Source organism: Chitinophagaceae bacterium, assembly GCA_016710165.1.
In the GTDB taxonomy this organism is placed as follows: domain Bacteria; phylum Bacteroidota; class Bacteroidia; order Chitinophagales; family Chitinophagaceae; genus Ferruginibacter.
In genome coordinates this window covers 843,702-865,210 of record JADJLJ010000002.1, presented here as the reverse complement: position 1 = coordinate 865,210, position 21,509 = coordinate 843,702, and the positions used below count along the sequence as shown (strand labels likewise).

The 21,509-nt window shown below is 46.1% G+C and carries 22 protein-coding genes and 1 tRNA gene; 12 read left to right on the top strand and 11 right to left on the bottom strand.

Annotated features, from left to right (window positions below; translation table 11 throughout):
- Window positions 1–20: 20 nt before the first annotated feature.
- A complete protein-coding gene (locus tag IPJ02_14270) occupies window positions 21–287 on the top strand; it encodes a zinc ribbon domain-containing protein (GenBank protein ID MBK7376667.1) in 267 nt (88 codons plus the stop codon).
- Window positions 287–1,852, top strand: coding sequence for a L,D-transpeptidase family protein (locus IPJ02_14265; GenBank protein MBK7376666.1), 1,566 nt, complete (start codon window positions 287–289; stop codon window positions 1,850–1,852). Before IPJ02_14270 ends, IPJ02_14265 begins: the two co-directional genes overlap by 1 nt.
- Window positions 1,853–2,011: 159 nt before the next feature.
- Here the strand turns inward: IPJ02_14265 and IPJ02_14260 are convergent, their stop codons facing one another.
- A complete protein-coding gene (locus tag IPJ02_14260; protein MBK7376665.1) occupies window positions 2,012–2,542 on the bottom strand; it encodes a S8 family serine peptidase in 531 nt (176 codons plus the stop codon).
- Between the two features lie 104 nt (window positions 2,543–2,646).
- Here IPJ02_14260 and IPJ02_14255 point away from each other — a divergent pair, with 104 nt between their 5' ends.
- The gene (locus IPJ02_14255; GenBank protein ID MBK7376664.1) at window positions 2,647–3,093 is read left to right on the top strand and encodes a DUF1579 family protein; all 447 of its coding nucleotides are present in this window, start codon (window positions 2,647–2,649) and stop codon (window positions 3,091–3,093) included.
- Window positions 3,094–3,298: 205 nt separating this feature from the next.
- Here IPJ02_14255 and IPJ02_14250 read toward each other — a convergent pair whose 3' ends face one another.
- From IPJ02_14250 to IPJ02_14240, 3 genes are all read right to left on the bottom strand, one after another.
- Window positions 3,299–3,796, bottom strand: a complete 498-nt coding sequence (locus tag IPJ02_14250) for a hypothetical protein (protein MBK7376663.1) — start codon at window positions 3,794–3,796, stop codon at window positions 3,299–3,301.
- A 126-nt stretch (window positions 3,797–3,922) separates the two neighbouring features.
- Window positions 3,923–3,996 (bottom strand) — tRNA-Asp (locus IPJ02_14245).
- The gene (locus tag IPJ02_14240) at window positions 3,987–4,259 is read right to left on the bottom strand and encodes a GIY-YIG nuclease family protein (protein MBK7376662.1); all 273 of its coding nucleotides are present in this window, start codon (window positions 4,257–4,259) and stop codon (window positions 3,987–3,989) included. The genes IPJ02_14245 and IPJ02_14240 overlap by 10 nt, the downstream gene beginning before the upstream one ends.
- Before the next feature lie 285 nt (window positions 4,260–4,544).
- Here IPJ02_14240 and IPJ02_14235 point away from each other — a divergent pair, with 285 nt between their 5' ends.
- The 7 genes from IPJ02_14235 to IPJ02_14205 all read left to right on the top strand — a co-directional run bounded on the left by IPJ02_14235 (window position 4,545) and on the right by IPJ02_14205 (window position 12,640).
- Entirely contained in the window at window positions 4,545–5,513 is a 969-nt protein-coding gene (locus IPJ02_14235; protein MBK7376661.1) for an acetyl-CoA carboxylase carboxyltransferase subunit alpha, read from the top strand.
- A gap of 116 nt (window positions 5,514–5,629) precedes the next feature.
- Window positions 5,630–6,601 carry a Gfo/Idh/MocA family oxidoreductase gene (locus IPJ02_14230; protein ID MBK7376660.1) on the top strand — a complete coding sequence of 324 codons (972 nt, stop codon included), beginning with the start codon at window positions 5,630–5,632 and terminating at the stop codon, window positions 6,599–6,601.
- Between the two features lie 196 nt (window positions 6,602–6,797).
- Window positions 6,798–8,033 (top strand): sugar transferase, encoded by a 1,236-nt coding sequence (locus IPJ02_14225; GenBank protein ID MBK7376659.1) that lies wholly within the window; start codon window positions 6,798–6,800, stop codon window positions 8,031–8,033.
- A gap of 159 nt (window positions 8,034–8,192) precedes the next feature.
- On the top strand, window positions 8,193–11,033 hold the full coding sequence (locus IPJ02_14220) for a M1 family metallopeptidase (GenBank protein MBK7376658.1): 2,841 nt from the start codon (window positions 8,193–8,195) through the stop codon (window positions 11,031–11,033).
- A complete protein-coding gene (locus tag IPJ02_14215) occupies window positions 11,033–11,947 on the top strand; it encodes a hypothetical protein (GenBank protein ID MBK7376657.1) in 915 nt (304 codons plus the stop codon). The genes IPJ02_14220 and IPJ02_14215 overlap by 1 nt, the downstream gene beginning before the upstream one ends.
- Before the next feature lie 2 nt (window positions 11,948–11,949).
- Window positions 11,950–12,075, top strand: coding sequence for a phosphotransferase (locus IPJ02_14210; GenBank protein MBK7376656.1), 126 nt, complete (start codon window positions 11,950–11,952; stop codon window positions 12,073–12,075).
- Between the two features lie 58 nt (window positions 12,076–12,133).
- Entirely contained in the window at window positions 12,134–12,640 is a 507-nt protein-coding gene (locus tag IPJ02_14205) for a DUF1572 domain-containing protein (GenBank protein MBK7376655.1), read from the top strand.
- A gap of 701 nt (window positions 12,641–13,341) precedes the next feature.
- Here IPJ02_14205 and IPJ02_14200 read toward each other — a convergent pair.
- Window positions 13,342–14,010 (bottom strand): 2-C-methyl-D-erythritol 4-phosphate cytidylyltransferase, encoded by a 669-nt coding sequence (locus IPJ02_14200; protein ID MBK7376654.1) that lies wholly within the window; start codon window positions 14,008–14,010, stop codon window positions 13,342–13,344.
- 141 nt (window positions 14,011–14,151) lie between these two features.
- Window positions 14,152–15,102, bottom strand: a complete 951-nt coding sequence (locus IPJ02_14195) for an isoaspartyl peptidase/L-asparaginase (protein ID MBK7376653.1) — start codon at window positions 15,100–15,102, stop codon at window positions 14,152–14,154.
- Between the two features lie 68 nt (window positions 15,103–15,170).
- Between IPJ02_14195 and IPJ02_14190 the strand changes: the two genes are divergently transcribed.
- Complete coding sequence (locus IPJ02_14190; protein ID MBK7376652.1) at window positions 15,171–15,878, top strand: hypothetical protein; 708 nt, start codon at window positions 15,171–15,173, stop codon at window positions 15,876–15,878.
- Here the strand turns inward: IPJ02_14190 and IPJ02_14185 are convergent.
- From IPJ02_14185 to IPJ02_14175, 3 genes are read right to left on the bottom strand one after another with little or no spacing between them, the layout of a single operon-like run.
- Window positions 15,861–16,859, bottom strand: coding sequence for a carbohydrate kinase (locus tag IPJ02_14185; GenBank protein MBK7376651.1), 999 nt, complete (start codon window positions 16,857–16,859; stop codon window positions 15,861–15,863). The two genes, IPJ02_14190 and IPJ02_14185, sit on opposite strands and share 18 nt — an antisense overlap.
- Window positions 16,860–16,865: 6 nt before the next feature.
- Window positions 16,866–18,281, bottom strand: a complete 1,416-nt coding sequence (locus IPJ02_14180) for an amino acid permease (GenBank protein ID MBK7376650.1) — start codon at window positions 18,279–18,281, stop codon at window positions 16,866–16,868.
- A gap of 46 nt (window positions 18,282–18,327) precedes the next feature.
- The gene (locus IPJ02_14175) at window positions 18,328–18,945 is read right to left on the bottom strand and encodes an OmpH family outer membrane protein (GenBank protein MBK7376649.1); all 618 of its coding nucleotides are present in this window, start codon (window positions 18,943–18,945) and stop codon (window positions 18,328–18,330) included.
- 167 nt (window positions 18,946–19,112) lie between these two features.
- Between IPJ02_14175 and IPJ02_14170 the strand changes: the two genes are divergently transcribed.
- Window positions 19,113–19,637 carry a hypothetical protein gene (locus IPJ02_14170; GenBank protein ID MBK7376648.1) on the top strand — a complete coding sequence of 175 codons (525 nt, stop codon included), beginning with the start codon at window positions 19,113–19,115 and terminating at the stop codon, window positions 19,635–19,637.
- Window positions 19,638–19,660: 23 nt separating this feature from the next.
- Here IPJ02_14170 and IPJ02_14165 read toward each other — a convergent pair whose 3' ends face one another.
- Window positions 19,661–20,386: a response regulator transcription factor gene (locus IPJ02_14165; GenBank protein MBK7376647.1), complete on the bottom strand. Its 726-nt coding sequence runs from the start codon at window positions 20,384–20,386 to the stop codon at window positions 19,661–19,663.
- Window positions 20,387–20,396: 10 nt separating this feature from the next.
- Entirely contained in the window at window positions 20,397–21,422 is a 1,026-nt protein-coding gene (locus tag IPJ02_14160; protein MBK7376646.1) for a histidine kinase, read from the bottom strand.
- Between the last annotated feature and the right edge of the window lie 87 nt (window positions 21,423–21,509).

The following is a 21,509-nucleotide window of genomic DNA, read 5'->3' as shown; positions in this document are numbered from 1 at the left end:
ATTAACGTAAACTATTTTTTATGTACCCGGAATTTATTTGCCAGAGTTGTACAATGCCTATTGATAACATGGCCGACAGGGGAACCGAAATGGATGGCTCAAAAAGTACCGAGTATTGCAGGTATTGCTACAAGGGCGGAAACATGGTGGAGCCGGAAATGACACTTGATCAGATGAAGGAACTGGTGGAGAAGCAGATGAGGAAGATCAAACTCCCCGAAGGGATCATTCAACAATCACTAAAAGCACTGCCGCATCTGAAACGCTGGCAGAAAGTTCACGCATAATGGTTTTTAACCGCCTTTCAATATTCATCTTACTGGTGATCCTCTGCCCTGCATTTGTAAATGCCCAGTCTTTTTCCGACAGGCTGAAGGCCTTTGTCAGCAGCGATTCGTTTCCGGCTTCCGGAATTAAGTACCCAAAAGAAGTAAGAGAATTTTATGGCCTCAACGGCCACGGTTTTTCCTGGCTCACAAAGCAGAACAGCAGCAACCTTACCCTGCTTGCAGGCAACATACAGTCTGCAGAAACATTCGGGTTGGCGCAGGGCGATTATCAACCTGGATTATTAAAGGCCTACCGTTCCGCACAATTACCTGCTGCAACCGAATATGATTCCCTGGTTGCTGAAATAAAGTTTACCGATGCGGCCATCCATTTCCTGCATGACCTGATGCTGGGCAATAAAACCGAGCCGCTTGGGTACCACGGAGTGAAATACAGCCCTTCCTGTTACAATATTCCGGCCTTGCTCAATGCCTATCTTTCCTTTGGGCGTTTTCCGGTAATGATGGCCGAGCTTGAACCAAGGCAGGCAGAATACCTGGCCGTGAGGTCGAAACTGAATTTGTTCCAACGAACAATGGCCGCAGCAGGTTTTAAAGATGCTGTTGTAAAAACTTCGAAGATACTCCGTACCAATAAAGACCTGCTCACACGTCTTTATCAATTAGGTTTCCTCCCTTCCGATACATTAACCCTGAGTGAAGCGGCCGTAAAAACTAAATTGAAAGAAGCGCAGAACCTGTTCTCCCTGTTAAGCGATGGGGCGCTTCGAAGTACGATCGTGCAGGCGCTGAACGTGCCGTTGCATGTACGGGTAACAGAACTGAAGATCACACTCAACAGCATCCGTTGGCTGCATTGCATCAAACAGGAGCAGCATGTGGTGATGGTGAATATACCTTCTGCCACGCTTCTCCTTTATGAACACGGCAAAGTGGTGATGGAATCAAGGATCATTGTTGGCAAGCGATCAACGCCCACCCCTACTTTATCCAGCACCATCACCGAAGTGATCCTGTATCCTTACTGGAATGTTCCGTACAAGATCGCAACCAAAGAATTGTTGCCCTACATCAAAAGAAACCCCGGCTACCTCAATGCGAATAATTACCAGGTGCTGAACAGCAACGGCAAAGTGGTGAACCCCGGAAGCGTCAACTGGAGTGCACTGGGCCCCGGCAATTTCCCGTACACCATCCGCCAGTCGACAGGTTGCGACAATGCACTGGGACTGATAAAACTCAATTTCTACAACCCCTTTACTGTTTACCTGCACGACACGCCCGGCAAAAGCCTGTTTGGTTTAAACAAACGGTACTTCAGTCACGGCTGCATGCGGGTGGAAAAAGCGATGAACCTTGGCCGGTATATTTTAAAAGACAATTCCATTGCCATTGATACACTGACCGAGAAGGGTTGTTTAAAGAACCTTTCTCCCATCGTTGTTCCTGCCACCGAAAAGATCCCGGTCTTTGTTCTGTACCATACCGCCTGGATCGACAGTGCAGCAACGCTGCGGTTTTATGAGGATGTGTATAATAAACTGGCGGCAATAAAAAAATGACCGGTTAGCCGGTACTTCTCATCAAGGTTTTTGCCGTAACTGGTTCGTGCGCCAGGAACCAATGCGTAGATTTTGCAAGTATGGAACGGAATGCCGTTGAACATTGATCGTTGAATACTGAACATCACTTTGGTTTTTTAAATGCCATCATCATGATCTTCAGTTTCCCACCAGTAAAATGCTGTTGAACCCGTTCAGCCCGTCGGGCTCCCGGTAAGGATTGTCAATATCCTCCAGCCAGGTCCGGTCATCTACGAAAAATTTGTACTGGTACGTACCCTTGGGTAACATCGGGATCTCGATCTTCCACAACCCGTTTGCCGATGGTTCCATCAGCAATGAATCATGTGCCCAGTGATTGAAACTTCCCGCCAGTGAAATATGGGAGGCACAGGGGTTCTGGATATAAAATTCAATGGCCTTTTTTCTTTTATTGATGTAAGGGGATGTATGTTGTTTCATAGCGAATAAATTTTGCAGTGATTTTACAATTACTCTCCCGGGATGCAGCATCCCATATCCTTGCTGTTCAGCGGGCAATCGCTTTGCCGTACTTAATAAAATGGTACGGATCTGCGCAGGGGTAAGACCAGGGTTTATTTCCAGCATCTGTGCAATAGCAGAGGTAACGTGGGCGCAGTGAACGAAGTGCCATCCAACTTCATCCAGAAAGGCGAGATGTACTTGCATTCCTGTATGTGCGTTTCTTTATTCTTTCCTTCCAAAAGTTACATCGTTTTTTCAGTTTCTTCAACAGCAAAACCCGTTTTGTTTGCAGATGTTAATATCTTTTTGTGCAGGTGCAGTCCTTCGGTTTTGGTGAAGGACAGATCGGGATACGGATGGCAGATAAAATAACGGGGCCCTGGACAGAACCCCATATCATCATCACCCCAACATACCAGGGAAGTTTCAGCGGCAAACCCCTGGAAGGCATTGCCCTCTACGGGTACCAGCTTGAACGTGGAATATTTCAAAGCGCCTGGATCGACAGTTTTCACAACGACACCGCCATCATGTTCTCAGAAGGAATGAAAGGAGAAGATATTTTCTCTATGCTGGGAAGTTATTATTATATAACCCCTGAAACAGAACAACGCTGGGGATGGCGAACCCAAATTGAGATCAGCCATGATAAGCAGGTTATAATCACGGCGTATAACGTCACTCCGGATGGCCAGGAAGCTAAGGCCACAGAAACCCTGTACAGGAGAAAAAGGAAGCCGGGACAACAAATGTAACCCCGGCATTCCTACAAGCATGAGAATATATAGAAACCTTAGACCAAAGTTATCAAGAGCAAGTATCCGGGAAAAGGGTATTTCTACGTTTTTTTTTGAGATTTTTCCCGGGAGCATCTCTTTATTCCGGTTCGGTGAGTCACGAACCGGGGCAACGGATCATTGATAATTGAATATTTTCTCTCTGTAAAAGCGACCGCACTTATCACTTCCTCTTCATTTCATTTACCGATGAATACACCGGTCTCACGATCTTTACAAAAACATTCTTCCGGAAATCATCCGGCTTAAGGTCGTTCAGCAGCAGGGGACCATTGGGCCGTAATTCTTTTAATATAGGCCTGAAATTTTCCTCGCTGTTCGCATATTGTGCAGAATCCTTGTACACGGTTACCAGTACCAGGTCAAAGTTATTGAGTGTATCGGGTGCAGCCTGAACCAGTTCGTAAGACTGTATCACATTTTTCCGGATGGCCTGGTCACGGTAAACTTTCCAGTTGTTCTCATAAAAGAACAGGGCCTCTGCCGTTTTTCCATCCCGGATCTTTACAAAATCCATGATCGCAACGGTTTTATTTTCCTGGGCTGCTGATGTGCCGCTAAAAGCCAACACAAAGAACAGTGCTATGCCGTTAAAACGGACCAGGTAACTGCGGCGGGAATGGAGAAAACCACGGGTGAGAAATGTAAGGTTTTTATACATGAAAACAGGTTTTATTTTGAGGATAAAAATAACCGCATTTCTGCATGCTGTTCAGGCCAACAGGTAAAATTGATGTTAAAATCCTGGAAAAGAAAAAGCCCGTAAGGATTACGGGCTTAAAATTTGCGGACTGGACGGGACTCGAACCCGCGACCTCCGCCGTGACAGGGCGGCATTCTAACCAACTGAACTACCAATCCAACTTCTTATTTAAGATATTCACAGGTTGCTGTAACAGCCATCGCAAATAATCCTTATTACATCGCTTTAGCTTTTTCTCCTTTACCAAAGCTTCTGATTTAGTTTCAAATACCTGGACAAATACAAGCTTCCAGGGACCCTTCCCTTTTGTATAGTCATTAATATTACTATTATGTTCAACCAACCTTCTCTTGTAATCACTGGTACTTCCTTTGTAAAAAATACCTGATTGCCGGCTTTCAATTATATAAACATAATACATGACCAAAGAACTTCTCAACTATCAGCAGCGACCTCCGCCCTGACAGGGCGTCTCGCCTCAGGCGAGATAACCAACTGAACTACCAATCCTACTACCCAAGGCCTGGATAGGTACCGGGATGACCCGTTCCTGCCTCATTTTTCGGGACGGCAAAGATAGGTTTTTTTATCTTTGTCATCCAAAACTTTTATAAAAAGATTGTAAGCCATAATTTTACAAACTATCTTACAGTTCCCATTTTACCAGGGTATGATAAAACGGAAAATAAACCATTAAACCAACCACATGATCGAGTTTAAAAAACGGCAATTTCTCGACTTTGAAAAACCCATCAAAGAACTATACGACCAGATAGAGCAGCTGAAGATCACTTCCGAAAAATCGAAGACCAATATGAGCGGCGCCATTGCCATGCTGGAAGACCGGATCGTGGAAACCAAAAAGCACCTTACGGCCAATTTAACCCCCTGGCAGAAAGTACAGCTCAGCCGCCATCCCGACAGGCCCTATACCCTCAAATACATCATGACCATGTGCACCAATTTTATTGAAATGCACGGCGACCGGAACGTGAAGGACGATAAGGCCATGATCGGCGGTTTTGCCCAGCTCGGAGGAGAAACAGTGATGATGATAGGGCAGCAAAAGGGCTCCAATACAAAAACACGCCAACTCCGCAATTTTGGCATGGCCAATCCCGAGGGATACCGTAAGGCCCTGCGCCTGATGAAACTGGCCGAAAAATTCAACAAACCCGTCATTACACTGATCGATACCCCCGGCGCCTTCCCGGGCCTGGAAGCAGAAGAAAGGGGCCAGGGGGAGGCCATTGCCCGTAATATCTACGAAATGATACGACTGAAAGTACCGATCATTTGCGTCATCATTGGCGAAGGTGCCAGCGGCGGCGCCCTGGGTATTGGCGTGGGCGACCGGGTATTCATGATGGAAAATACCTGGTACACGGTGATCTCGCCCGAAAGCTGCAGCAGCATCTTATGGCGCAGCTGGGACAAGAAAGAAACAGCAGCCGAACAGCTGAGGCTCACGGGTGATGATATGCTGAAATTCGGGCTTGTAGACGGCGTGATCCCCGAACCGCTGGGCGGCACACACTGGGATTATAAGGAAGCCGCAGAGATACTGAAGAATTACCTTTTACCGGTGTTGAAAGAACTGAAAGCGATCGACCCCGAAACAAGAGTGAAACAGCGCATTGAAAAATTCGGGAAGATGGGATTCTGGGATGAATAAAACATCGCCACAAAAAAGAAGTACCGGTTCTAAGTGCTCTCCCGAAAGCTTCGGATCAGCATGACAAAATACGTCACCAAAAAAACTCCTGAACGGAATAATAAAGAAATAATGATATGCTAAAAGTTGGACAAATAGGTGCAGGGCATCTGGGAAAATTTCACCTGAACAACTGGAAAAATATTGAAGGCATAGAACTGGTTGGTTTTTGCGATACCGATGATGCCAATGCCCATGCCGTGGCCCAGAAATACAACCTTACAAGATTTGAAGATGCCGAAAAACTGATCGATGCCTGCGATACAATAGATATTGTTGCCCCTACCTCTTCCCATTTTGAGCTTTGCGAACTGGCCATAAAAAAAGGCAAACACGTTTTTGTAGAGAAGCCCCTTGCCAACACGATGGATGAGGCAAAAGAGCTGGTGAAGCTGGCGAAGGAGGCCAATATAAAATTCCAGGTGGGGCATGTGGAGCGGTTCAATCCTGCATTTTTAGCACTGAAAGGCCAGGTGCTGCAACCCATGTTCATTGAAGTGCACCGGCTGGCGCAATTCAACCCCCGTGGCACCGATGTGAGCGTGATCCTGGACCTGATGATCCATGATATCGACATCATCCTGAGCCTGGTAAAAGGCAATGTGAATTATATCAGCGCAAACGGTGTGGCGGTGATGAGCGATACACCCGATATTGCCAACGTACGCATTGAATTTGACAACGGCTGTGTGGCCAACCTTACCAGCAGCCGCATATCCATGAAGAAGATGCGTAAGATGCGCCTGTTTCAGAAGGATGCATACATAGGCATCGACTTCCTGGAAAAGAAAACAGAGATCATCCGCCTCAACACACCCGGCGATAAAAATGTTTTCACCTTTGATATTGATACCAACAACGGCAAGAAGACCATTGCCATTGCCAACCCGGTGGTGGAAGATGTGAATGCAATTAAGATGGAACTCGAACTGTTCAGGGATGCCATTGTGAACAATACCGATACGCCGGTAAGTGTGGTAGATGGTTTCCGGGCCATGGAAGTGGCGCACCAGATACTGGAAAAGATCGGCAACATGACCACCCATTAAAAAAATAAACCGGTCCCCGGAAGGGGATCCCCCCATTGAAACAACACAGGATACATATCGGCTGGTATGCTTTTGGCGATCTTATTGCCGCCCTGCTTGCCTGGATCAGTTTCTATTTTGTACGCAAATACATCATTGAAGAACCCTTTGTCATTGGTCCCAAATTCTACACCGGCATCATTCTCTTCCCACTGGTATGGCTGGTGCTCTATTACCTGGCGGGTTCATACAATGCATTATACCAGAAATCGAGGGTAATAGAATTACTCAATACCCTGATCCATACTTTTTTGGAAGTATCGGCATCCTTTTCCTCTTTCTCATCTATGATGCCACCGGCGATTATGATATTTATTACAAGGAATTCCTGTCGCTGTGGGGACTACAGACATGCTTCACCTATAGTAGCCGTCTTTTTTTCCTGGCAATGGCAAAAAAGCAACTGAACAAAGGCCTTGTCTATTTTAATACACTTATCATCGGCTCCAGCCATAATGCCGCATCGTTTTATAAGACCATCACCAGCAATAAAGAAACGACCGGTTTCCGCATACTGGGTTTTGTGAACACCAACGGGCACCAGGGTTCTTCCCTGCCGGATGCCCCCGGAAATTTTGGGAATGCAGCCAATATCGCCCCGGTGATACAGGATAACCAAATTGAAGAAGTGATCATTGCCGTGGAAAAGAAAGAAAGGGGCCAGCTGGAAAAGGTACTGCAGCAACTGAGTGATAAGGATGTGAACATAAAAATAACAGCCGATACGGTCGACATCATCAGCGGCGCTGTAAAAACCAGCAACATACTTGGTATCCCCCTGATCGACCTGCACAGTGGTTTACTTCCGCTCTGGCAACAGAATCTCAAACGCATACTGGATATAGCTGTTTCTGTTCTGGGTATGCTCCTCCTCGCCCCGCTTTTTATTTATACGGCCATCCGTGTAAAGCTATCCTCAAAAGGAAGCCTGCTGTACCTGCAGGAAAGGATCGGCTACAAAGGCAAGTCTTTTACGATGATCAAATTCCGCAGTATGATAACGGATGCAGAACCCAATGGCCCTGTGCTTAGTACCGATCATGATCCCCGCATCACCAACTGGGGCAAAGTAATGCGCAAATGGCGGCTCGATGAACTGCCCCAGCTATGGAATATCCTAAAAGGTGAAATGAGTTTGGTAGGGCCAAGACCGGAAAGGAAATTCTACATCGACCAGCTGATAAAACAACACCCCGAATACAACTACCTGCTGAAAGTAAAACCCGGCCTGACCAGCTGGGGCATGGTGAAATTCGGCTACGCTTCCTCCCTGGAAGAAATGATCGAACGCATGCCCTACGACCTGATGTATATCGAGAACGTTTCGCTGGCGCTTGACTTCAAGATCATGCTGCATACCATTCGCATTATTCTGCTTGGACAAGGTAAATAAATGATCTTTGAACCACATAGACACATAGGAAACATAGTTGATCAATGTGAACCCTATGTTCCCTATGTGTCTATGTGGTTCAAAACTCCACCATTATCCAATTAGCCCCTATCATCAGGATTGCCCCGATTTGTTTATTTTTGATGAAACAACCCTGCTTTGAAAAGGACCATCGGTTTACTCCTGTTTTTTTATTGCCAAATGCCAACCGCCAACTGCCAACTTTCCTCATACTGGCAGCAACAGGTGAATTATAAGATCGACGTTACACTTAATGATGTTGACCATACATTAGACGGGTTTGTGAAGATGGATTATTTCAACAACTCACCCGATACCCTTCATTTCATCTGGATCCATCTCTGGGCAAACGCCTATAAAAACGACAAGACGGCTTTTACCGACCAGGTGCTGGAGAACGGAAGCACTAAATTCTACTTCAGCGATGCAGATAAACGGGGTTATATCAACCGCCTCGACCTCCGGGTGAATGGAACTGCTGCCAAAGTGGAAGACCATCCCCTTCACCAGGATATCATCAAACTTCTTTTACCGAAACCACTAGCGCCCGGGTCTTCCATTAAAATTGAAACCCCCTTTCATGTAAAACTGCCTTATGTCTTTTCAAGGGGAGGACATATTGACAACACATATCAAATCACGCAATGGTTTCCCAAGCCGGCGGTTTACGACCGTAAGGGCTGGCATCCCATGCCCTACCTGGACCAGGGAGAATTTTACAGCAACTTTGGGAATTATGAAGTGCAGATAACCCTGCCGGAGGATTACGTGGTGGCTGCTACCGGAGAACTTCAAACGGAAAGTGAAAAACAGTGGTTAAAGACAAGGAAGCCGCCCCAGCCGGAACCGAAACAAAAGAAACAACCCGTAAAGAAAAAGACAGGGGTAGAAGTTACTAAGCCGGTTTCTGCTATAACAAAGACCATTGTGTATAAACAGGATAACGTGCATGACTTTGCCTGGTTTGCCGATAAAATTTTTAGCATCAAAACCGATACAGCCCGCCTGGCTTCCGGGAAGATCATCTCCGTATCTGCTTATTACTATGCAACCAATGAAAATGACTGGAAGAACTGCATCCCCATGATAAAAAGGGCTGTGCTCACAAAAAGCAAATGGCTGGGAGAATATCCCTTTAATGTGGTGAGTGTAGTAGATGGCGGCAATGGCGGCGGCATGGAATACCCCACCATCACTGTCCTGGAATCGGGCGGTTCAGAAAAGATGCTGGACTTTGTCATCAACCACGAAGTGGGCCACAACTGGTTCCAGGGGATCCTGGCCAGCAATGAGCGTACGCATCCCTGGATGGACGAAGGCATGAACACCTATTACGATAACCGGTATTCCCTGCTGCAATACGGCAATACCAATCTTGACATCGTTCCTTCAAAGTCGAAATTCATAAACAACCGGATGCCCGATGATATCCAGCAAACCATGCTGCAAACCATCACCGGCATTAAAAAAGACCAGCCCATTGAAACCACTTCAGAAAAATTCAACATCCTTAACTACAATATGATCGGTTATACAAAAACGGGCCAGTGGATGAAGGTTTTGGAAACCGAATTGGGCACTTCTTTATTTGACAGCTGCATGCGGGAATATTACCGGCGCTGGCAGTTCAAACATCCATACCCGGAAGATTTTAAAAGAACAGTGGAAGAAGTGAGCGGAAGAAACCTGGACGCTGGCTTTTCTTTACTGAATAGAAAAGGCCCGCTCGTTCATACAGCCAAAAGAAAAGACATCCGCCTGGCTGCATTCTTCAGCCTGAAGGAAACGGATAAGCATAATTATATCTTTGCTTCCCCTGCCATTGGCTATAACTTTTACGATAAGCTGATGCTGGGGGCATTGCTGCATAATTATACGCTTCCATTAAGTAAATTTCATTTCGTTGTGGCGCCCTTGTATGCCACAAAAAGCAAACAGTTCAATGGACTGGGCCGGTTAAGTTATACCTGGTATCCCGGCAGCAACGGCCAGAAATTTGAACTGGCACTGGCAGGCGCTGCTTTTTCAGGCGACAATTTCACCGACTCAGCCAACGTGGTGCATAACCAGCGTTTTTCAAAGATCGTTCCTTCGCTCAGGTACGTTTTTGCAAACAGGAACCCACGCAGCAGCATCACCAAATTCATCCAGTGGAAGACATTCCTTATCCGGGAACAGGGGCTGCTGTTCACCCGGGATACGATCAACCAGGTGGACCTGATCACATTTCCAACAGCCAGCAGGTATATCAACCAGCTGAAGTTTGTATTGGAGAACAACCGGGTGCTGTATCCATACCGCGGTGAAATGCAGCTGGAGCAGGGAGATGGTTTTGTGCGTGCTGCATTCACCGGCAATTATTATTTCAACTATCCCAAAGGCGGCGGACTGGATGTACGTGTATTTGCAGGCAAATTCTTCTATACCGGCGACAAAACATTCCTGAAACAATTCCAGACCGATCCGTATCACCTGAACATGACCGGGCCCAAGGGATACGAGGACTATACCTACAGCAATTATTTTATCGGCAGGAATGAATTTGAGAAATTCTCCTCCCAGCAGATCATGATCCGGGATGGTGGTTTTAAGGTACGCACCGACCTGCTGAGCAATAAGATCGGTAAAACAGATGACTGGCTGATGGCTGCCAATTTCACCAGCCCCATTCCCAAAGCCATTAATCCTTTGTCAATACTGCCCTTTGAGGTCCCCATAAAAATGTTCCTGGATATCGGCACTTATGCCGATGCCTGGAAACAGAATGCAGCCACCGGGCGGTTCATTTACGATGCAGGATTACAGCTTTCCCTGTTCAGGAATACGCTGAACATTTATGTACCCATCCTGTACAGTAAAGTGTACAAAGATTATTTCAAATCGACCATCCCGGAAAAAAGGTTCTGGAAGAATATTTCCTTCAGCATCGATATACAGAACATCAACCTGAGAAGGATGATACCACAAATACCTTTTTAATGGAGGCCATCAGATATCTTACATACCGGCAGATCGATAAACCCAAATGGGATGCCTGTATAGACGGGGCATACAACGGCCTCATCTATGCATATTCTTTTTATTTAGACAGTATGGCAAAGCACTGGGATGCCCTGGTGCTGAATGATTATGAAGCCGTGATGCCCCTTACCTGGAAGAAAAAATACGGGATCCACTACCTGTACCAGCCCCCGTTCACCGCCTGCCTGGGTGTATTTGGCAAACAGCTCAACGCTGCAACAGTCAGTGATTTTCTCAAATCCATACCGCCAAAATTCAGGTATTGGGATATTTACCTGAACCACGGCAATTTTTTCAGCCTGGCTGATCCTGATCTGTACGAACGGATGAATTATGTACTGCCGCTGGATCTGCCTTATGAAAACCTGCAGGAGAATTACAGGCACAACATCGACCGAAATATCAAAAGAAGTGAAAAACTGGATCTTATTATCAGTAAGAACATTGCCGTGGCAGAAGTGATCCTGCTGGTAAGGGAACAGGCAAGGAATTTTGCAAAACTTTCTTCGGAAGATTTTGAGCACTTTAAAATACTGTACCAGCTTCTCTACAAAAAGGAAAAAGCCACCACCTATGGGGTGTACACAAAGGAAGGGCAACTGATGGCAGGGGCTGTTTTTTTCTTTTCGCATAACCGGGCCTATTATATCATGGTGGGCAACCACCCCGATGGTAAAACACAGGGCGCTTCGCATGCGCTCATCAATGCATTTATTAAAGACCATGCCGGGCAGAACCTGCTGCTTGATTTTGAAGGAAGCGATATACCCAGCCTGGCGCATTATTACAGCAGTTTTGGGGCAAGGGAAGAGAGGTACAGCGCCATCAGGTTGAACAGGCTGCCTTTTTGGTTGAGGTGGTTGAAAAGGTAGGGATGCGGGATGCAGGATACAGGATACCGGATACAGGATACCGGATACTGGATACCGGATACTGGATACTGGATGCAAGATACTGGATACTGGATACCGGATGCCGGATGCCTTTATCCGGTTCGTGAGGCACGAAGTGGTTGGGCGATTGCGGAAAAATAAATATTACCTATAATAAAAGAGATCATGAACGTATCCGAGCAAATTGCAAAGCACCTACGTGAGGTCCATTTTGGAGGCAACTGGACATCTGTTAACCTTAAAGAAACCCTGGCTGATGTGGATTGGCAACAGGCCACTACCCCGGTATATTCTTTTAATACCATTGCCACACTCATTTACCATATGAACTATTATGTAAGTGCCGTGCTGAAAGTTTTACAGGGAGTACCACTGGAATCGAAAGACAAGTTCAGTTTCGCACACCCGCCGATCCAATCCCAGGAAGACTGGCAGAAATTGCTGGATAAGACCTGGGCGGAGGCTGAAGTCTTTGCTGCACTGATCGAAAATCTGCCGGAGAATAAATTAGGAGAGGTCTTTTTAGTTGAAAAATACGGGATCTATTACAGGAATCTACAAGGGATCATTGAGCATGCGCACTACCACCTGGGACAGATCGTTCTGATCAAAAAGCTGCTCTTGCACACAAAGGATGCCAAAACCAATAATGCCAGCCAGGATGAAAAATAAGAAAAGCATATACCTGGTTGTCATGATCTCGCTGTTTGTTGCACTCCTGCATATTTTAATAGGCCCTGATTACCAGGGGATCTGCCGGCATTTCATCCGTGGTTATTTGATTGATATCCTGTTACCAATGAATCTTTATTTATTACTTCAGATTTCTTTTAGAAAGAGATTGTCCGTTTACAGGTCCAGGGTCACCGGGGCGGTTCTTACCTTTTCATTTGGCATAATGGTGGAGTTGTTACAATTTTACGGTATCCATTTTCTTGGCAGCACGTATGATCCTTTGGACATATTGATGTATGGAACAGGAGTTGGATCAGGGATTTTAATTGACTTGGTAATTATCAACAAACTGGAAAAGAAGGGATGGGATAAGGAATAGGTGCAGGATGAGGGATACAAGATACAGGATACAGGATACAGGATACAGGATACAGGATACTGGATGCGGAGTGCATGTAGGTAAAATCCTTATAGCGTAGGGGTAACATCCTTATAAGGTCCGTTTAACTTGTCTTTAACTCCCCTTTTGCTCCGAAGGATGCGACTTTTTGTTTGCGGAAAGAAAAGGCAAAAAAGGAAATGCAGTTCTGGATGGCTATTTGCTGGAATTAACCACAGATTTACACGATAGTCTGGGTCATCTGTGAGAATAATTTGGGTAAATCTGTGGTAAAAAAATATCCGGCCCGGGAAAGATCTCAATCCTCCCCGATCAGCATCTCCGCCAGCGCCATATCAACCGGTCTCGTGATCTTAAAATTATTCTCCTCTCCTTCCACCAGTTTCACTTTAAGTCCGAAGGCTTCTACTACGGTGGCTTCGTCGGTGAATTTATCTTTATAGTCTATCTGGTAGGCTGGCAGCAGTATCTTGCTGTGAAAGGTTTGGGGTGTCTGCACCAGCTTTACGAAAGCCCTGTCCAGCGATTCATTTCCATCGCCGGAAACAAAACGAACACTGTCCTTACAATCTGTAACGGGTATGGCAGAACCAAATTCCATGGCAGCATCATAACAGCGCTTTACCAGGCCGGTACTCAATAAACAACGCACCGCATCATGAACAAAAACAATGCTTTCTTCATCCACCAGTTTTAGCCCGTTCTGTACGGAATGAAAGCGGGTGCTTCCGCCGGTGGTGATCTGTATGCGGCTGCTGTCGAAAAATGCATCAATGATCTCCTGCCCGGTGGCAATATGGTCTTCGGGCAATACCAATATTACCTGCATGTCGTCGTATGACTGGAGAAAACTGTTGATGGAATAATACAGGACCGGTTTGCCCTTCAGCAACAGGAATTGTTTGGGTGTGGGATTATTCATCCGGCTCCCGCTTCCCCCGGCAACTATTACGACAAATTTTTTCATGTTGGTCAGCGGTCAGGCCGCTAATATCGGTTTACAAATTCATTGGTTCAGCGTTCAGGACGTTGGGATTTTCATGCGTTCAGGCCGCCCAAAGCGTCCCGACCGATTAGCATCAGGCCGCTTAAAGCGTCCCGACCGTGGTTAATCCTTATAGATCCCGATCGTTTTTACCCCGCTGCTGTTCTGCATGGCCCGGTACATACCGGCGCTGTTGAAAATCATCGCTGCATTCCCCTGTGCGTCCACGCCGATCATGCCCCCTTCTCCATCCATCTTTACCAGTTTTATATTCACCACTTCATTCATTGCCTGCTGCAGGGTCATCCCCTTGTATTCCATCAGGCAGCTTACATCGTGTGCCGCAACGGCACATATAAAAGGTTCGCCATGGCCGGTACAACTGATGGCACAGGTTTTATTATTGGCATAAGTTCCGGCGCCGATCAGGGGACTGTCGCCAATGCGGCCGTATTTTTTGTTGGTCATGCCCCCGGTGCTGGTGGCCGCGGCTATATCTCCGTTTTGATCACAGGCTACTGCGCCCACCGTTCCGAATTTTTTATCCTTCATCAGTTCTTCCAGCCCCTTATTGGTATGATCCAGCGAATAATTATCACTGTCCCTTATTTCCTTCCATTGGTCGTACCGGAACTGGGAGAAGAAATATTCATCCGGCTCCAGTTTAATGCCCTGTTTGATGGCAAAATCGTTGGCACCCTTTCCGCTTAAAAAAACATGGTTGCTGTTGATCATCACTTCCGCGGCCAGCTCAATGGGGTTGCGTACATTCCGGATACCGGCAACGGAACCGGCCGAAAGGTCCTTTCCATCCATGATGGCCGCATCCATTTCCTGCACGCCTTTTTTGGTGAAAACAGAACCCCTTCCTGCATTAAACAATAAATTATCTTCCAGCACCACAATGGAAGCTTTCACCGCATTGATGGCCGAGCCTCCCTGTTCCAGCACTGCATAACCTGCCGCCAGGGATTCATCCAGGCCTTTGATATATGCATCTTCCAGTTCGGGGGTCATGTCTTCCTTCAGGATGGTTCCGGCGCCGCCGTGTATTACCATGGAGTATTGCTGCATACGTGTGAGTGGGTATTTGTTTTCACTCAAAATTATCTAATTTACCATCGCAAACTTTCTACAATTTTATGCGATTACTTAAAAGAAAATTAACTGCAGGCGATTATCTGTTGATAATCGTGAATCTCATTCCGGTTTACGGGGTCTGGTTTGAAGGCTGGAATGCCGCACAGATATTTTTGGTGTATTGCCTGGAAACGGTCATCATCGGGTTATTCACCGTGGTCAAGCTGGCCTGTGTTACGATCTTCGTTAAACCAAGAGAAGAATGGAATGTAGCCAAAGGATCCGCAATGGCCACGGGGTTATTCTTTATCCTCTTTTTCATGGTGCATTACGGCATTTTTGTTTTTGTGCAAACGCAGATCTTTTTTGGGGTAAGCGGACTGATAAAGGATGGTTCCCTGCTTGGCACCTACCGGGAAATACCCAGGGCATTGGGACATGAAGGGCGGCTGCTGCTGCTGATCTTCATTGTTTATTACACCCTTCAAACCCTGTATGATTTTTTCCTTTCCGGGGAATACAAAACGATCTCCATGATGAAGCTGATGTTTCAGCCCTATGGCCGGATATTTGTGCAGCAGTTTGTGGTCATCATCGGGTCTATGTTCCTGACCTTTGGCGCCACCCGGATCTTTATACTGGTACTGGCCCTGGTAAAAATATATTTTGAGTCCTTTATAAAATTCGACCGCTTCATCGATGTGGCGGAAGCAAGAGCAAAACAAAAGAAAGAATTCGCTGAAAAAGGATCATCATCCCCTGAGCAATAGCCTGCATTCGGCAAGTAATTTACCGGCATCAATGGCAACGGTTCCCACTTCTTCGCAAACAAGACCACCGGCAATGTTGGCGATCTCTGCCATCAGTTTCACATCTTTTGTTGCAACATACACCAGCGAGGCCACGGCGATCACCGTATCACCGGCGCCGCTCACATCGGCAATGCTGCGTATGTGCGTAGGTATGATGGCGGCTTCATTTTCCTGCTGGTAAAAGACCCCTTTTTCAGACAGGGTGATGAGCGACACCTGCTGCTTCAATTTTTCCTGCAAAAGCAGGTGCATATCCTTCAGAACACTCAGGTTAATGGTTTCCGGCATCATATTCAACCCGTCCTTCACTTCCTTCAGGTTGGGCTTGAATATTCCTACGCCTTCATAGGCAAAGAAATTCTTCCGCTTTGGATCTACGGATGTAAGAATATTATGTTTTTGACAAAGCTCAATGACCTTCCGTATAATACCGGTAGTAAGCACGCCTTTATTATAATCTTCCAGTATCACCACATCCGGGTTTTCGGCGGCTATATAATTCTCAAAAGCATACAGCAGCCTGTCTTCATCTTCTTTACGGATATCATCCGAAAGTTCTGCATCCAGGCGCATCATGTGCTGGTTACGGCTGATGATGCGGATCTTATTGGTGGTGATGCGGTATTCACTATGTACCAGGTATTTTGTCTGGATGTTATTTTGCTGAAGCAATGCAGTCAGTTGTTCCCCATCATCATCCTTTCCCAGGATGCTGATCATACTTACCGCTGCCCCCAGTGACCGGGCATTAAGTGCCACATTGCCTGCGCCGCCGATACGCTGTTCCCTTTTTGTTACGGCAACTACCGGCACGGGTGCTTCCGGCGAGATCCGGTCCACATTGCCCCACCAGTAGGTATCCAGCATTACATCCCCTACCACAGCCACTTTCAGTTGGGTGAACTGGTGAAAGAGTTTATCAAAATCGATCCCCGGCATCATGGGTTAATTTTTTTTCTGGTTGGAGATAGAAGCATAATAAACCGGAACGCCCAGTAATACGATCCCCAATCCTATGCCGGCATAGAGCGGCTTAAAAATGATGAGGAATACACAAAACACCATTGCCAGCAGGATATAAATGGCGGGCAACACCGGGTATCCAAATGCCTTGTAAGGCCTTTCAGCATCAGGCCTTGTTTTGCGCAGTTTAAAAATGCCTATGATGGTGATGGCATAGAACAAAACCACCACAAAGGAGATCATGTCAAGCAGGTCGCCATATTTTCCGCTCAGGCAAAGTATGGAAGCCATGATGCATTGCGCCCACAACGCATATTCAGGCACCGCATGCTTATTAAGCGTAGCCGCTTTTTTGAAGAAGAGCTTATCGATCGCCATCGCATTGTAAACCCGGGCCCCGGCAAGTATCAGTCCGTTATTACAACCAAAGGTTGATATCATGATCATCACGGCGATCACAATGGTACCTGCATTCCCAAAAATGGCATTGGAAGCCGTTACAGCCACCCGGTCATTTTCGGCAAAGGCAATTTCATTCATCGGCAGAACCGATACATACATTAAATTAGTAGCCACATAGATCACGGTAACGATCAGTGTTCCTAAAAACAGTGCCAGGCCGATATTCCGTTTGGGATTTTTAACTTCCCCTGCAATAAATGTCACATTGTTCCAGGCATCGCTGCTGAAGATGGAGCCCACCATGGAGGCTGCCACAGCGCCTACCATACCCATGCCGATCACTTCATGCCATGACTTTGTTTCCCCATTCCAGCCCTTCATGGAAAAGGCATCCGTCCAGTTCGCATTCCATATTTCCGATCTGGCAGCCAGTACAAAACCAAATACGATAAGGCCAAATAAACTCAGCAGTTTTGTAGCGGTAAATACGGTCTGTATGATCTTGCCATTCTGTATGCCCTTCGAATTGATATATGTAAGCAGCACGATCAGGATGATGGCCACCACCTGGGCTGCAGAGACCTGTACGAAGCCAAGGTCTGCCAGGATATTTTTTTCACTCAGTGCAGGCAGGAGGTACGCTGCAAATTTACTGAACGCCACTCCCACGGCAGCAATGGTGGCGGTTTGTATCACCGCAAAAAAACTCCAGCCATATAAGAACCCTGCCAGCGGGTTAAATGCTTCTTTGAGATAAACGTACTGACCCCCTGCTTTCGGGAACATGGCGCTCAGTTCGCCATAACTGAGGGCGGCGGTAAGGGTCATGAAACCGGTGATGAGCCACACAGCGATCAGCCAGCCGGCGCTGCCTACGTTGCGGGAAATGTCGGCGCTTACAATAAAAATACCGGAACCGATCATGGATCCGGCAACAATCATGGTGGAATCCAACAGGCTGAGTGTTGGTTTAAAAGAAGCAGTTTGTTCTGTCATAGTAATCCCGGTTTATACCAGAACAAGATATAGAAATTGTGGCAATTTATTGTTTCGGGGCCGCTTTCATTTTTGCATTCATCCCTTTTATCACGTCGTCGGTAATGTTCAGACTGGAGTCTTTATATACCATGTAATCGAGCCCAGTGCCGGTGGTGAAAATATACATGAAGTTCTTATCCTTATTATACTCGGTTAAAAAATCCTTCAGTTGTTTCTTGATGTCTTCCATGATGCCAAAACTTTTCTCATTCAGTTTCTGGCTGAGCATTTGCTTCCGGGTATCGATCTGCTGCTTCTGTTCCATCAGCTTGTTCTGGAAAGCCTGGGCCTCCTCTTCTTTGATGGCAGCCCCTTTTTTCATGAAATTATCGCTTTGTTCCTGCAATCCTTTGTACGCATTTTCCTGTTCGGTCTCGATGGCTTTCATTTCGGCATCCAGTTCCTTACGCCTCACTTTTATATACGTAATGTTCTCGTTCAGGGAATCCAGGTCTACATAAGCCAGTGCAGGCCGGCGGGCATTACTGTCAGAAGGCATGTAGGTGTGACTGATCTTCTCTGCCACTTCTTTCGTCTTTTTACCCGAAAAATCGTAGTAGTACAGGTAACCCACCGCTGCCAGCAACACCATATTCAGTACCAGGGATAAATTTTTCATCATTTGCTTTATTTGGCGGCAATATACTTACAAACCCAGACAGGGCAATGGCCCTAGAAAATTTTTAGGAAAGGGTTAACGGGGGCAATCGTCATTTAAAAAATGGCGCCCCGGGATTTAAGCAGGGGGATATTACACAATTCCTTTTATCTTAGATGCAAAATAAAGTTATGAACCGCTCCCTTTTAACCCTGCTGGTCATCCTGCTCCCTCTTTTTTCCTTTAGCCAGGAATGGAAAAACTTTACCGATACTGCCGGCCAGTTCACGGCAACCTACCCATCCGGCTGGACGAATAAGATAAAGGCAAATAACCGGGTATTTTTCACATCCCCTCCCGACGGCGATGCGGATAAATTTTATGAGAACATCAATATTTCCGTAAGTTACAATGAGGCGTATGGCGGAGATACAAAGGTCAAAGACCTGTTCCCGGGTGTAACAGCACAGGTCAGCAGCGCTTTCAAAGAATTTAAAGAAGAAAGCCTGAAGTATTTTAAATGGAACAATATGGATGCGGCCGAACTGGTCTACTCCGGCTATAACAAGACAGATGAGTCCATTAAAGTGCGTTGCACCCAATGGTTCTGTTTTTATAAGTCGAAACTTTATTTAGTGACGTTTGTGGCAAATGCCAGTACGGATGTGCACAATAAAACAGCCCAAAAAATAATGGGGAGCATTGTTTTCAAGTAAGACCATTTAAGTTAAAAGGAAATTTATCTTTTCAGGAATTTACCTGCCACCAGTTTTTCTATCACTTCATCTTTTAAACCCCGGCTGATGGGTATGCGGTATTCGCCCATGCGTATCTCGTTGCCATCGATGCTGTCTACCCGGGCTGCAGCTATGATGAAGGACTTATGTACTTTAATAAAGCGGCCGGCCGGCAGGTACTCTTCTACAGACCTGAACGTGAGATAGCTCATATACTTTTTACCGGCGGTATGAATATTCACATAATTCTGCAATGCTTCGATGAACAGGATATCTTCATAAAAGATCTTTACCAGTTTATTATCCGCTTTGATGAAGAAATAGGATCCGGCATCTCCAGTACCGTTTTCCGTTCTGTTTACCTGCCGCACTTCATAAAATTCCTTTGCCTTAAGCGCTGCCTTTAAAAACCGGTCAAATGAAATGGGTTTTACCAGGTAATCCAGTGCATTCACCTCAAAGCCATCCAATGCATATTGCGGATAGGCCGTGGTGAATATTACCGGCGGCGGGTTTTTAAGCGTTTTAAAGAATTCCAGCCCGGTGATCCTGGGCATCTGGATATCCAGGAAAAGCAACTGCACATTGCCTGTTGCGAGTATTTCGGTTGCAGCCAGTGGATTGGCAAATGTACCCAGCAGGTTAAGGAAATCGATATCGGCAATATATTCCTCCAGGCCTGCCCTTGCCAGGGGTTCATCGTCTATCAGGATGCAATTGATGGTCATGAATCTGCTGTTAAATATTAATGGACAGGTCCACTTTGAAAACATCGATGCCGTTCGTGATCCTTAACTGGTGTTTCCGGGGATACAAAAGATCCAGCCTGCGCCGCACATTATTCAGCCCGATACCCGAATGAGCGGTGCCGGCTTTTCCGATGGCCTCTTTTGAATTTTCCACCACAAAATGAAATACACCCTGTTTCATACCCAATTCCAGCCTTATAAAATTAAGCTGATTTTTATGATGGGAAATATGTTTGAATGCATTTTCAACAAAAGGGATCAGCAGCAGCGGTTCAATGGAAAATCCCCTTACTTCCGGCGCACGGTTAAAACTGACCTGGTAATGCTCGTCCTTACGCAGTTTTTGAAGATCGATATAGTCTTCCAGGTATGCGATCTCCTTTTCAACGGTTACCCGGTCGCCGTTCATTTCATACAACTGGTAACGAAGCATGGCCGAGAACTTATGGAGGGCATCCCGGGCATCGGCATTATTCTTATCAATGAGAAAATAGACCGAATTGAGCGAATTGAAAAGAAAATGGGGGTTGATCTGGGACTTCAGGAAATTGAGTTCTGCCTCTGCCTTTTCCTTTGCCATTTCAACCATGCGTTGCTGCATACGGGTATAATCCATCATCAGTTTAATGGCAGCGCCCGAAAGTACCAGGAAGAAATGAGGGATGACGTTATCATAGATCCTCGCCTTCAGGTTACCCGAAAAACTCAACAGGGCCGGGTTATTGGTGACATGGCCCAGGATATTCATTTTTGCCACACTGCTGGTGAGGATCACCAGGATAAATACAAACCCGAATAAGAAATACCTTCTTTTATAAAGGAGTTTTGGGATGAGCAGGTAATTGGTCAGGTAAACCATGATGGCCAGGTCGGCTACTTTTATGAGAGTTACCTTAAAAGCAGTGGCTTCCAGGGCATAGTCCTCATAACGCAAAAAGAACCAGAGCCCGAATACCAGCATCCAGAGGATGAGATGGTGTAATTTATACTTAATAAAGAAAGCGGCGTTTTGCATAGCTCAAAAATAAAAGTACAAATTCCCTTTGGTAATACCCGTTACAGCACCGGTGGCATTTACGTGACGAAATGCAGCATAGCCAAT

Bases quoted from the DNA above. Each gene is read 5' to 3' on its own strand.
- IPJ02_14265 (MBK7376666.1), top strand. From the start codon at position 287: ATGGTTTTTAACCGCCTTTCAATATTCATCTTACTGGTGATCCTCTGC.
- IPJ02_14225 (MBK7376659.1), top strand. From the start codon at position 6,798: ATGGCTGGTGCTCTATTACCTGGCGGGTTCATACAATGCATTATACCA.
- IPJ02_14240 (MBK7376662.1), bottom strand. From the start codon at position 4,259: ATGTATTATGTTTATATAATTGAAAGCCGGCAATCAGGTATTTTTTAC.
- IPJ02_14195 (MBK7376653.1), bottom strand. From the start codon at position 15,102: ATGCAGCAATACTCCATGGTAATACACGGCGGCGCCGGAACCATCCTG.
- IPJ02_14200 (MBK7376654.1), bottom strand. From the start codon at position 14,010: ATGAAAAAATTTGTCGTAATAGTTGCCGGGGGAAGCGGGAGCCGGATG.
- IPJ02_14165 (MBK7376647.1), bottom strand. From the start codon at position 20,386: ATGACCATCAATTGCATCCTGATAGACGATGAACCCCTGGCAAGGGCA.
- IPJ02_14250 (MBK7376663.1), bottom strand. From the start codon at position 3,796: ATGTATAAAAACCTTACATTTCTCACCCGTGGTTTTCTCCATTCCCGC.
- IPJ02_14190 (MBK7376652.1), top strand. From the start codon at position 15,171: ATGCGATTACTTAAAAGAAAATTAACTGCAGGCGATTATCTGTTGATA.
- IPJ02_14215 (MBK7376657.1), top strand. From the start codon at position 11,033: ATGGAGGCCATCAGATATCTTACATACCGGCAGATCGATAAACCCAAA.
- IPJ02_14230 (MBK7376660.1), top strand. From the start codon at position 5,630: ATGCTAAAAGTTGGACAAATAGGTGCAGGGCATCTGGGAAAATTTCAC.
- IPJ02_14185 (MBK7376651.1), bottom strand. From the start codon at position 16,859: ATGCCGGGGATCGATTTTGATAAACTCTTTCACCAGTTCACCCAACTG.
- IPJ02_14260 (MBK7376665.1), bottom strand. From the start codon at position 2,542: ATGCAAGTACATCTCGCCTTTCTGGATGAAGTTGGATGGCACTTCGTT.
- IPJ02_14180 (MBK7376650.1), bottom strand. From the start codon at position 18,281: ATGACAGAACAAACTGCTTCTTTTAAACCAACACTCAGCCTGTTGGAT.
- IPJ02_14170 (MBK7376648.1), top strand. From the start codon at position 19,113: ATGAACCGCTCCCTTTTAACCCTGCTGGTCATCCTGCTCCCTCTTTTT.
- IPJ02_14160 (MBK7376646.1), bottom strand. From the start codon at position 21,422: ATGCAAAACGCCGCTTTCTTTATTAAGTATAAATTACACCATCTCATC.
- IPJ02_14235 (MBK7376661.1), top strand. From the start codon at position 4,545: ATGATCGAGTTTAAAAAACGGCAATTTCTCGACTTTGAAAAACCCATC.
- IPJ02_14270 (MBK7376667.1), top strand. From the start codon at position 21: ATGTACCCGGAATTTATTTGCCAGAGTTGTACAATGCCTATTGATAAC.
- IPJ02_14210 (MBK7376656.1), top strand. From the start codon at position 11,950: ATGCGGGATGCAGGATACAGGATACCGGATACAGGATACCGGATACTG.
- IPJ02_14175 (MBK7376649.1), bottom strand. From the start codon at position 18,945: ATGATGAAAAATTTATCCCTGGTACTGAATATGGTGTTGCTGGCAGCG.
- IPJ02_14205 (MBK7376655.1), top strand. From the start codon at position 12,134: ATGAACGTATCCGAGCAAATTGCAAAGCACCTACGTGAGGTCCATTTT.